Source organism: Prevotella sp. P4-98 (assembly GCF_002251405.1).
In the GTDB taxonomy this organism is placed as follows: domain Bacteria; phylum Bacteroidota; class Bacteroidia; order Bacteroidales; family Bacteroidaceae; genus Prevotella.
The window spans coordinates 204289-217448 of record NZ_NPJC01000058.1 but is presented as its reverse complement, the minus strand read 5'-3'; the positions used below and the strand labels follow the sequence as shown (position 1 = coordinate 217448).

Genomic DNA, 13160 nt, shown 5'->3' with positions numbered 1-13160 from the left:
CTAAATTAATTTTTGACAAGTGTCGGAGAATACCGAACCGAAAGTTAATTAGTCATACTATCAAAGAACTCTTTGGCTGGCAGCGTAAAACTGCTTAGCCTTTATCTCAAATTTTAACGAACTATTGTTAGGTATGCTCGGCATAAATGTCGCCTTATTCTTTCTTTTTCACAAAGTAGATGTTGTTCACATCGCTACGCATCAGCACATGTTTGTTGTTGACGAACGTCACGAAATCGGTAGTGGAAATCTGACCGGGGAACGGAGCAAAGTAATGCTGTGGGTTGTCGTAAGCATTGCGCCATACCAGTACGTAGCAGATGGGGTGCTTGTCGAGCACCGGTTGTAATGTCTTGGTCCACCAGTCTGCAGTCTTTATTCCCTCGTAGCCGGTTTCAGTAAGAGCAGCAGCCTTGTGGTGTTTCTTGGCAACGGCACATACTGTGGCAAGGTTCTTATCCAACTGTGCAGCATAACCGGCAATCTTTACGGTGTCAGCCTCAGGTGAGGAGCAGTAACAGTCCAGTCCCATGACATCTATGATGTCGTCGCCAGGATAGCGTTCCAGATATTTGGATTCATTGCCATCCATCTCTGTGCCAGGTGAATAAGCATAGAGTGCATTTACCACTCCTTTGTCTTTCAGTCGGTCGGTGGTCATTTTCCACAACGCTTTATACTGTGCAGCGGTGCAATGTTCCTGTCCCCACCAGAACCATGAACCGGTATGCTCATGCCATGGGCGGAAGATAACCGGTACTTTCACGCCGTATGGTGTTTCCAGTGAGTTGAGGAAGTCTGCCACTTTATCAATCCATCCTAAGAACATCTCATGCTTCTGTCCACCTTCCAATACCGAAGCCACAGTCTTGGTTTCGACGTTCTTCAGTGAGTCGGCAACCCATGCAGTACCACCAGAGAGCGGATTGTTCAGATGCCACGATAATGTAATTACGCCACCACGGTTGAAATGGGTGAAGATTTCTTGGCGCATGCGATCAAAGGGAACACCGTCGAGATTGACCGAGTCGCCCAGTTCAATATGTCCAAGGTCGAAACTCAACAGCCCCGGATAATCGTTGCATACGCTATGTATATCGGATCGGGCAGAGTCCCCTTTCCATCCGATACCATAGACGGTATCGTCATGGTGTCCGAACATATATACGCCACTGTCACCATACGCCATCAGATTGGTCAGCAGATTCTCCGTGCGCTGTGTACGACCTGAGTCTGCTAAGGGGTCGCTTGCCTTCTTGGGTCCGCATGCTGACAGAATCAGTGCAGATGCCAACGTCATCAATAGATATTTCTTCATTTTATGATAGTTTGGGTTTTGAGCGCAAAAGTACGCATAATCTTCCAACTGACCAAATATCGTGTGTGAAAAATAGTATTATTTATAAGATATGTTTTTGCAGCTGTCGAAAACCACTTAAAGTGTAAATTATGTAATTTATATAGTGGTAAAAATACACTTATTAGTTGTGCACCTTAACACTGTGCAATCGTTTGTTAATTATTTGGTGTTTTTTAACATAGTGGTGAAATAGTATTATATTTAAGCATTATAATATTATCAAATCTCGTTTTTATATGCTAATTTTGCAACGTGATTTGATATCACTACCGTACATTGAAAACTTAAAGAAATAAAAAATAAATATTAAATATCCTAAAATAATTACAGCAGAAAGACCAAAATGATACTCCAGCGTATGCGGGTCCGGTGGACTTGGCTACGACAAGAGAATATGATTCTCAACAATTTACTAACACGATGTTAATTCATTTTTATTAAAGAAAATACCTAAAAGTATGAATCAAAAAATCAGAAAGACTGCGCTGTTGATGGGTGCGTGCTCACTGTTGGGCGCGTATTCGCCAGTTATGGCTGCTCATGCCGAAGCATCGGTACAGGCAGTTCAACAGTCCAAGAAGATCACGGGTACTGTTAGCGATGCTATGGGTCCTGTGATTGGTGCAAGTGTAGTGGTGAAAGGCACATCGAATGGTGTTGCTACCGATTTCGACGGTAAATTCTCACTCAACGTTAACCCAGGTCAGACCCTCGTCATTTCCTACATCGGTTACATTACCAAGGAAGTGAAGGTTGACAGCAAAACCTCTTATAGCATTACGCTGGAGGAAGACAAAAAAATGCTTGATGAAGTCGTAGTCGTTGGTTACGGTACGATGAAGAAAAGCGACCTTGCCGGTGCTTCGTTTACCATGGACGAAAAAGCACTTAAGAATGCAAATGTTACCAATATCGACCAGGCTTTTGCCGGTCGTGTTACTGGTGTGACCGCCGTACAGACTTCAGGTGCTCCTGGTTCTGCCTCTTCTATTCGCGTGCGTGGTCAAGCTACCATTAACGCCGGTGCAGAACCTCTATATGTTGTTGACGGTGTGATCTTCCAGTCAGGAGGTCAGTCTGGTGCCGACTACGGATTGGGCGATAAGCTCGGTAACGGTTCGGTTTCAACCATTTCGCCATTGTCAACCATCAACCCCAGCGATATCGTAAGCATGGAAGTGTTGAAGGATGCTTCTGCAACCGCCATCTATGGTGCCCAAGGTGCCAACGGTGTTGTGCTCATCACAACCAAGCGTGGTAAAGCCGGTGAAGCTAAGTTCACCTATGATGGTTCTACCACATGGTCACGTCAGACCAAACGCCTTGACATGATGAACCTCCGCGAGTTTGCAGAGTATTACAACGACCTTGTTGCTCAGGGAGAAATCACAAAGGCAGACCCTGCATATTCTGATCCTTCAGTACTCGGTAAGGGTACTAACTGGCAGGATGCTGTGTTCCGCACTGCTTTCCAGCACCAGCATCAGATTGGTGCTCAGGGTGGTACTGATAAGATGAAGTACTATGTCAGCGCTGGTTACATGAACCAGGAAGGAACTATCATCGGTTCTGACTTTAAGCGTATTTCACTTCGTGCCAATATCGACGCCCAGCTGAAGAAATGGTTGAAGATGGGTGTTAACGTTGCCTACAGCCAGACCGATGAAGATCTGTTGAAAGCTGACGGTGAAGAGGGTATTATCATGTATTCGCTGACCACACCTCCTGATATTCAGATTTATAATATCGATGGCGGATACTCATCAGTGAGCAAAGAGGGATTCACCAGCCCCAACCCAATCGCTATGGCGCTGCTCAACGATATTACTTTGAAACGTCAGAAACTGAATGGTAACATCTTCTTCGATGTAACACCTATTAAGAACGTGACCTGGCATACTGAATTTGGTTGGGATCTCGGATGGACTCATGGTGAGACTTTTAACCCCACTATGCATCTCGGAAACTACAACTTAGAGAAGAACGAGGCACGTTCACAGAAGAACTCCAACACCTACTGGACCTTCAAGAACTATCTGACCTATAATGGTTCTATCGGCAAACATAGCTTCACCGCCATGGTCGGTCAGGAAGCATGGGAGTCGAAGTATGACAACCTATCTGTATTCAACACCGCTCTTCCCAGCGATGTAGTACACAATCCATCTCTTGGTACAGGTGATCCTCAGATTGGTAGCGGATTCGGTTCTACTGCCATGGCTTCATTCTTCACTCGTGAAACCTATAACTACGATGACCGTTACCTCGCTACTTACACCTATCGTTACGACGGTTCTTCAAACTTCGGTCCTAACAAGCGTTGGGCAGGCTTCCACTCTTTGGCTACTGCATGGCGCTTCACCAACGAGAAGTTTATGAAGGATGTGAAATGGCTGTCCAATGGTAAGCTCCGTCTCGGTTGGGGTCAGACCGGTAACTCAAATATCGGTGGTTACAAATGGGGATCTTCCATGTCAGTAATGGAAACAGGTCTCGGCACCAGCTATCGTCCTGATAACATCAAGAACTTGGACATCAAATGGGAAACTCAGGAACAGTGGAACATCGGTCTTGACCTCGGTTTCTTCAACAACCGCGTCAACCTCGTTGTCGATTATTATAACAAGAAGTCTTCAGACATGCTGATGCAGCTGATTCTTCCTTCATTCATGGGAACATCAGGAAACGGTTCTTCAGCACTTCATGCACCTTACGGAAACTATGGTGACATCGAGAACAAAGGTCTTGAAATCGCCCTCAATACCCGTCCTATCGAAACCAAGAACTTCTCTTGGGGGTCAGACTTCCAGATTTCTTTCAACAAGAACAAACTGAAGAGCCTCTCTAACTCAACCGCTCTCCTTGGTTATGGACAGTGGACTGACGTCGTTGCACGTTCAGTAGTTGGCGAATCACTCTACAACTTCTATGGTTATGAGGTTGAAGGCGTTTATACTTCGTTTGAAGATTTGCTCAACTCACCTGTTAACACCCTGCAGTCAAACAACCCTGTTACTGTAGAACGTGACGAAAACGGTAATGTGACCAAGGCTGAATGGAGCACCGATCCTACCAAGTATAACTCACGCAACACCACATTCGTAGGTGATATTAAATATAAAGATGTGAACCATGACGGTGTTATCGACGAAAAGGATAAGACTAATATCGGTTCTCCGCTGCCCGACTTCACCTTTGGTTGGAACAACACATTCCACTACAAGCAGTGGGATCTGACCGTATTCATCAATGGTTCTGTAGGCAACAAGGTCGGTAACTACAACAAGATGAAGCTTACTCACATGAACTCTGCATGGACCAACCAGCTGACCGACGTCAACGGTCGTGTTCGTCTGACTCCTGCCGATGGCGTTTATGCCGATGGTTGGTACAACAACATTGCTAATGTGGTTGCTACAGGAAACGGTGGTTACCCACGCGCTTCTATCAACGACCCGAACGACAACGACGCTTGGAGCTCACGCTTCATTCAGGACGGTTCATACCTTCGCCTGAAGAACATCAGCCTCAGCTATACCTTCGATAAGAAACTCGTAGGTAAGATTGGACTCGAAAACGTTCGTGCCACTATCTCTGCTACCAACCTCTTCACTATCACCGGTTACGACGGTTACGATCCTGAAGTTGGTGCTTCTACTACCAGTCCCAATGTGTTTGGTCTTGATAATGGTCGTTATCCTTCACCAACATCATGGACCTTCGGTCTTAATGTTTCATTCTGATAACTCCTAAACAGAACACAATATGAATTTTAATATATCTTTGAAAAATGTTTTGGGAATCGGTGCTTTGATCACCGCATCGTTCCTGACAACCTCTTGTGAGGACTTCCTCGATCGTCCTACGGAGGATAAATACAACACCGAGAACTTCTATGGTTCTGATAAAGCATGTATTGCTGGTGTGAACTATCTCTACAACTCTCCCTGGTATGACTTCCAACGTGGTTTCATCAAGGTGGGTGAGGTGTTCTCTGGCAATATGTACTGGGGAAATTCTCCTTACCTCAACTTCTCAGTAAACGGTACTGACCAGGACCTCATCAATATGTCATATTCACTGTGGGCTGAGATTGGTCACTGCTCAACAGTATATGAGTCTCTGAAAGGTGCCTCTGCTTCACAGGAAGTAAAGAACCAGTGCATGGGAGAGTGTCTGACATGGAAAGCCATGGCTTACTTCTACCTCGTTCGTACCTTCGGCGATGTCCCCATCATTCACGACAACTCTGCCATGTTGGCATCTGGCAAATACAATGAATTGTCGAAAGTGGAGAAAGCTGACGTCTATGAGTATATCATCCTTACTTTGGAGAAGGCTATGGAGCTGTTGCCCAAATCATCTGATCCAGGTCGTATCGACTACTACTGCGCAGAAGGTCTTCTGTCAAAGGTTTATCTGACCAAGGCTGGTGTGAGTGGTTCGCTCAACAACGAAGACTTGCAGAAAGCTGCAGACTATGCAAAAGACGTGATCGATAACTCCGGTCGTAAACTCATGGACAACTATGAAGACATCTTCCGTGGTTCCAACAACACTTGCCCTGAAAGCTTGATTGCTTGGCGTTGGACTGTTGGTGCACACTGGACTTGCCAGAACTCATTGCAATCTGACCTTGGTATCGAAGGCATGTGTGAGGTTGGTAATGTATGGGGAGGCTGGACTGGTCCTTCTACCGACCTGATGGAAGCTTTCGGTGTCATCAAGATTGATGGCACAGGCAAGGATTCTCGTCTGGTAGAGTGGCAGAGCCCTGCAAGCCGTGCCGATATCGACACCCGTCGTAAGGCTACCATGATGATTGCTGGCGATAAGTACGCTTATTTCTGGCGTGACAAGGGTGGTTTCGACTATCTTAAATTCATCTATGACAAGTCATACAATGCTTCTGCAACAGAGCAGCTCGAAGGTCCTTGCGGTTCTAACAACGTGAAGCATCTCTACGGTGATGCAGCAGACCACCAGGCTGAAATGGGTATTGCCGACGGACGTATGGCATCAGCTCTTGCAACCCATCTTCTCCGCCTCTCTGATGTATATCTCATCCACGCTGAGGCTATGACGCTGCTGGGTCGTGGCAGTGAGCAATCAGCTCTTGATGCTTTCAATGCTGTTCATCAGCGTGCTATTCCTACTGCCGTTGCCGTTACTTCGCTCAACTTCGACATGATCTGGAAGGAGCGTCGTCTGGAGTTTGCTGGTGAAGGCGACCGTTGGTATGATTACGTACGTCGTGCATACTATGATGTAAACAGCTGTATTGCCGAACTTAAGGCTCAGCACCGTAACAAACTCTGGAACTGCGATCATTTGTATAAGGCATACTACAAGTCTGGTACATGGAACCTCACCTATACCGGCGGACAGGTTGAATATGACTATGATACAGAAGTTCCCAATGTGACAGCCAACAGCTTCACACTGCCATTCCCATCAGAGGACGTTGCTCTGAACCCGAATTTGGCTACTGGTTCTCCAAGTGTACATGTTGACATCCGTGCAACCTATTCTTATTAATGTGTAATTTAAGAAACAGAAAGATATTATGAAAAGAAATATGAAACGGTTTCTCCTTGCAATTGGCGTTGTGACCCTGGGTTTGGGTTTCACCGCTTGTGAAGATGAGCCAGATAAATTCGAACTGACCGATGGTAATCCTACGATCAGTTATATCCGCCCACAGGATGTTGCCGCAAAGGACTCTTTGCTGACTTCGGCATACACCGGTTCGGGTATCTGTATTGTCGGTAACAACCTGACCAGCATCAAGGAAATGTATTTCAATGATGTGAAGGCTGTGCTCAACACCAGTTATATCACAGACCATACCATGTTGGTAACTATTCCAAACCAGATTCCTGCCAGCAACACTGGTAAGATCTATATGGTCAACAAGAGTCAGGATACCACTACATACGATTTCAAGGTGATGGTGCCAGAACCTGCTGTAACTTCAATGAAGTGTGAATATGTTCACGTAGGTGAATTGGCTCAGATCAACGGTCAGTACTTTATAGATGACCCCAACCAGCCACTGACTCTGACCTTCACAGGTATCGACAACTCAATGAATCTTGAAGTTCCTCGTGAGAATATCAAGAAGATTACTCAGTCTTCTATCTCATTCATCGTTCCAGAGGGAGCAAAAGAAGGTCGCATCAAGGTTTCTACCATTTACGGTGAAGGAAATTCATCATTCTATTATGCTGACAGCCGTAACATCATTACCGACTTTGACGGTCCTAACAATGCAGGTCCTAAGGGTGTTATACCTCAGGGATGGAATATTGCTGCTAAATACTCTACCGAAGGTGGTATTAGCGGTGCTTACTGTCAGTTAGGTCCTGTTGAAACAGAAGGTGGATGGGTTGAAGGATTGAAACTCCCATTCTGGTGTGGTAACTGGAACGGAAATCCTATGAGCATCAAGGAAGGTGCCGGTGTGCCTCTGCGCAACATCATCGACTTCTCTGACTGGGAGAATATGTCGTTCAAGTTTGAGCTTTACATCCCATCAAGCAATCCTTGGTCTGCCGGTGCACTCCAGATTCTCTTTGTGAACAATAAGCTCTGTGCTAACGACTCTTGGCAGAACAATACTTACATCAAAACTTCTGCTAATGGTGGTAAGGACCTGCCTCGTGCACTCTACAATCCTTGGAAGTCAACCGGTTCGTTCGATACTGGCGATGAGTGGATCACAGTAACTATTCCTCTCACCGAGTTCGTTTATAACGACGATGGTACCAAAGCTCCGTCTCCAATGAGCATCTCAAGTTTCGATAGCTTCATCATGTGGCCTATCAACGGTGGTGTTCAGGGCACGAAGTGTACCCCGATCTTCCGTTACGACAACCTCCGTGTGGTTCCTAACAAATAACACATCAATAACTAAAAGGATATTATGAAAAAGATCAATAACATATTCACCCTGTTGGTGATGGCCCTTATGGGGCTGTCACTGGCAGCGTGCAGCAACGACGATTTAGACACCAACCAGTATCAAGGTGGTGTGTCGCTCAATGCTTTCGGTCCTTCTCCTGTGATGCGTGGCGGTCAGTTGCGCTTCATCGGTAGCAACCTCGACCAGATTCGCGAAGTACGCATTCCTGGTGTTGATGCTATTACCACTATCGAAGTGGTGAAGGCCGGTGTTCCCAGTGAAATTCGTGTAACCGTTCCTCACGATGGTCCTGAGGTAGGTAATGTAGTACTTGTGGCAAACAACGACCAGGAGATTACTACCAAATCTACACTGACCTATACTGAGGGTATCGTTATCAAGAGCATCACTCCATCGGCAATGCCTGGCGATGTGATTGAAATCAAGGGTGACGAGGATGGTTATCTCAACCTGATTCACTCTATGGCTTTTGCCGACAACGTGGTTGTCAGCGAAAAAGACTTCCTTCAGCACGACCGCTACACCATCAAGGTGAAGGTTCCTGAGGATGCCAAGACCGGTAAACTGCAGTTCTACACCGCTGACCTTACCGTGGGCGATGCTGCAAAACTCGACTATCAGATTGTATTGAGCGACGACCGTCTCATCGTTGGTACTCCTACCGTTGCTAAGGTAAAGGGACGCAACGAGGTTGACGCTGAAGGTACTATTACTGCCAAGGCTGGTGAAACCGTAACCGTTACTGGTGACTATATGCAGCTGATCAAAGCCGTTAAGGTTGGTGGTGTCGAGATTACCGAAATCACTATTGCTGAAGATGGCAAGAGCCTCTCGTTCGTGCTGCCTGCTGAAGCTCCCGATGGCGCTATCGATCTCGTCTGCAAATCAGACGTAGAGGTACCTGCTGCTATGGTTGAAACTGTTAAGCCTTCTGACTGTGTAGCTGCTCCTGCTCCTGTAAAGGCTGGTGCTGCGCTGACCATCTCTGGTAAGGATATGGATCTGGTAACAGCAGTAGAGTTTGACAATGCTGACGCTCTGTCTGGCGAAGCTATCAGCGTAGCTGCCGATAAGGTTGTTGTGACAGCCGTTCCTGAAACAGCTACCGAAGGCAAGCTCCGCCTCGTGATGGCAAATGGTCAGAAAGTAGAAGTTGAATTCACACTTGTTAAGCCAACCGCAACAGGTTACAACGCTAATCCTGCAAGTGCTGGTTCTACTATCCAGATTATCGGTACCGACCTTGACCTCGTGAAGAGTGTTGACTTCGGTGGTGCTGAAGCAACCGTAGAGAAAGATGCAGTTTCTGCTGATGGTACTACTCTGAGCATCAAACTTCCTATGGAAGCCAAGACTGGTACTCCTGTGATGAAACTTGCCAATGGTGTTACTGTAAATGCTCCTGCACTTACTGTAAACGAGGCTGTATTCTGTTATGCAGTTGAACTTCCTGGTGCAGAAGATGAGGTTAAGGCAGGTGAGACCATGACTTTGAAAGTGAAGAATGTCGATAAACTTACCGGTGTTGAGATTAATGGCGTTGCATGCCAGTATATCGTAAGCGGTGAGAAACTTATTATCGGTATCCCCGAAACAACTCCTGCTCAGGCAAAGGTTAAGTTGATTTCTTCAAATGGTGAGATTGTATATAACATCACTATTATTCCTGCAACAGAGGTAACTCTCAAGTTGTTCTCTGGAATGGTATTCCTGAATTGGGGTGATGGTATGGTCAAGATTCCTGCAGAAAAGTTTGCTGACATTCCTGCTGATGCTATCATGACTGTTACCTATACCGTAGATAATTCTTCTAATGCTTGGACTCAGCTCGCCTTCATTGGTATTGGTTGGACTCATGATTACGCTATGAAGACTGAGGGGGGCTTTGCTTTCAACAAGACTTACGTTCCATCTGACGAGATGGGTAATGCTTATTGGAATGGATCATTCGATAACCTGGAAGCTAAGATTGTACTTGACGCAGAGAATCTGAAGATTCTGAAGGAGAAAGGTCTGGCTATCTGTGGCGGTAACGACAATACTACCGTTACTAAAGTTACTGTGGATTACAAGATCTCTCTTGAGGTTGATATTGCCGGACAGGTAAAGACCAAGTCAGGTAAAGACATTACTTATCCTTTCAGCTTCCAATGGAATGCTGATGGTCAGATCAATTTGACCAAAGACTTCCTCCTTGGACTTGGTGTGAAGAAAGGCTCTAAGCTGATCATCTATAAAGATCCTACGGCTAAGGGACAGGTACAGATCAACAATTCCGCTTGGTCAGCAATTTATACTATTGCAGACTGGAATCCTTCTTTGGAAGTACTTGAACAAGAATTTGACGACGCCATGATGGCAGGCCTCAATGGTGGTGGCTTCTGGATTCAGGGTGACCTGGGCGGCGTGAAGAAGATTTGCATTCTCCCCTAACAAATCTATAATTGATTCCTACTTTGAGAGGCGCATCCGACGAGGATGCGCCTCTTCTTGATTTTGAGGTATTCGCGTACAGAAATTTTAGTTTTCGTAAAATTTCGACCACTCGACCACAGACCTGTGCATCGCGCTGTTGGTCAGTATTTTAAGTGGTGGTCGAAGGTGTTTGTATCGACCACCCATCGACCACCGTAAATCGATTGCAAACACCTGTTTACGATGTAAGCCAAAGTTCCTACTGTTCCCCGTTTGTTTTACGTTAGCAGATAAGAACTATTATGCAATATTGCAAAAACCTTTATCAAATATTGGATAATACTTTTATCAAACGTTGTATAACACCTTTGTCAAACGTTGCAAAGACCTTTTTCTAACGTTTGAAAAGACCTTTGTCAAACGTTTGAAAACACTTTTGTCAAACGTTTGAAAACACTTTTGTCAAACGTTTGAAAACATTTTTGCCAAACGTTGGGCAATACTCTTGCCAAACGTTGGGCAATACTTTTGCCAAAGGTTTGGAGATATCTGACAATACGCATATTGGGCTGAAATGTAATATTCGACAAATTTTGGCGGTGGTCGATGGGTGGTCGATAGAAATACTATCGACCACACTTTAAAGTGTTGATAGATAGTGTGATAAACGGATCTGTGGTCGTGTGGTCGAATTTTTTTGAAAACTAAAATTCCTGTATGCGATTTGAGTTCAGACGCTATTTCTCTACCACTTCATAAATCTGAAAAATAATAGGTGTAATGATACTTTTTTCTTCGGGATGCTTTCGGGATGGATTCGGGATGAGGCATGTGAAGAATGGTACTTAAATTCAGTTGATAACAAGGTTGAATTGTGTAATCTGAAAGATAAAAGTAATAGTACGCGAGTTAGTCATTAAAGTATCGGTCTATTTCAGAAAAAACCACTAACTTTGCAGTCGAATATTACGAAATACATAAAACGAGAATATAAATCATGAAAATTTCAAAACTTCTAATGATGCTTGCTGCTGCTGTATTGGCAGTGGGATGTGGTGGTGACGATCCTAATGATGTCGGTGGTGGTAATCAACCAACAGTTCCTAATGTGGTATCGGTCACACCTGCAAATGGTGCAAAAGATATTGCTGTGGGTGATGTGACTATCGATGTGAAATATGACCAGAACATCACGCTGACTTCTACTGATGTTGCCAAAGTACAGATTGCCGGCGGTACGGTAAAGAGTCTGAAGAGTTCTGCACGTACCCTCACTATCAAAGCTAACTGCCCCGATGAGGGCACTACTGTAGCTATAACCATTCCTGCCGGATTGGTGAAAAATACTACAGCAGCCTACAGTTTCAGTTTCACAACCTACAAAACTCCCGAAGTCAACATCACAAAGACTCTCGTGGCAGGACAAACCCAACAGGTAAAAGATCTCTATGATTATTTCCTGGGTCTGTATGGCAAAAAGGTGATTAGTAGTGTGATGGCTGATGTGAACTGGAATACAAAAATTGCCGATAAGGTCAAGGCGCTGACAGGTAAATATCCCGCCATGAACTGTTTCGACTTTATCCATATCTATGTGCCTAATCAGGGTAGTAAAGGATGGATTAATTACAACGACATTACTCCCGTAAAGAATTGGGCAGACAAAGGCGGTATTGTTCAGTTGATGTGGCATTTCAATGTGCCTACAAGTGAGAATACAGAAGTCAAGATGGATGGTTCTGGTGTGACTTGTGATCCTACAAAAACCACGTTCAAAGCCTCTAATGCGCTGAAAGAAGGCACGTGGGAAAACAAGTGGTTCTATCAAGAAATGGATAAAGTGGCGGCTGTCTTGTTGAAACTGCAAGATGCAGGAATTGCTGCGACATGGCGCCCATTCCATGAAGGTGCAGGAAATGCTACCTTGAAATCTGGTGCCAGCTGGGGCAAAGCCTGGTTTTGGTGGGGTGCAGAAGGATCTGCCAACTATAAAAAACTCTGGATTGCTATGTTCGACTATTTCAAACAGAAAGGAGTGAAAAACCTGATCTGGATATGGACCTCACAAAACTTTAACGGCGACGCCACAAAGTACAACCAAGATAACGACTGGTATCCCGGCGACCAATATGTAGATATGGTGGCACGCGACCTCTATGGCTGTAGTGTGGAGAAAAACAAACAGGAATTTACCGAACTGCAAGCTGCCTATCCCACCAAGATGATTGTGCTGGGTGAATGTGGTAAGAGTGATAATGGCGAGCAGGGAAATATCGGCAACTGCTGGACTGCTGGTGCCAAATGGGGACATTTCATGGTGTGGTACCAAGGCAAGCAAGGTTCTACAGACACCATGTGTAGCGATGCTTGGTGGAAGAGCGCTATGAGCGACAGTAATGTCGTGACACTCCCCACGAACCATTAAGATAATACTACAAAAATCCAAATACTAAGAACATG

The 13160-nt window shown here is 45.2% G+C and carries 6 protein-coding genes; 5 read left to right on the top strand and 1 reads right to left on the bottom strand.

Annotated features, from left to right (window positions below; genetic code table 11):
• Positions 1 to 154: 154 nt before the first annotated feature.
• Positions 155 to 1318, bottom strand: a complete 1164-nt coding sequence (locus CIK96_RS09415) for a glycoside hydrolase family 26 protein (RefSeq protein WP_254046349.1) — start codon at positions 1316 to 1318, stop codon at positions 155 to 157.
• A gap of 500 nt (positions 1319 to 1818) precedes the next feature.
• Between CIK96_RS09415 and CIK96_RS09410 the strand changes: the two genes are divergently transcribed.
• The 5 genes from CIK96_RS09410 to CIK96_RS09390 all read left to right on the top strand — a co-directional run bounded on the left by CIK96_RS09410 (position 1819) and on the right by CIK96_RS09390 (position 13125).
• Positions 1819 to 5103 carry a TonB-dependent receptor gene (locus CIK96_RS09410; protein WP_094440450.1) on the top strand — a complete coding sequence of 1095 codons (3285 nt, stop codon included), beginning with the start codon at positions 1819 to 1821 and terminating at the stop codon, positions 5101 to 5103.
• 22 nt (positions 5104 to 5125) lie between these two features.
• Positions 5126 to 6898, top strand: coding sequence for a RagB/SusD family nutrient uptake outer membrane protein (locus CIK96_RS09405; RefSeq protein ID WP_094440449.1), 1773 nt, complete (start codon positions 5126 to 5128; stop codon positions 6896 to 6898).
• 40 nt (positions 6899 to 6938) lie between these two features.
• Entirely contained in the window at positions 6939 to 8261 is a 1323-nt protein-coding gene (locus tag CIK96_RS09400; protein ID WP_094440448.1) for a glycan-binding surface protein, read from the top strand.
• 24 nt (positions 8262 to 8285) lie between these two features.
• Positions 8286 to 10718: a hypothetical protein gene (locus tag CIK96_RS09395; RefSeq protein ID WP_094440447.1), complete on the top strand. Its 2433-nt coding sequence runs from the start codon at positions 8286 to 8288 to the stop codon at positions 10716 to 10718.
• Positions 10719 to 11697: 979 nt separating this feature from the next.
• On the top strand, positions 11698 to 13125 hold the full coding sequence (locus tag CIK96_RS09390) for a glycosyl hydrolase (protein ID WP_254047120.1): 1428 nt from the start codon (positions 11698 to 11700) through the stop codon (positions 13123 to 13125).
• The last annotated feature ends 35 nt before the right edge of the window (positions 13126 to 13160 follow it).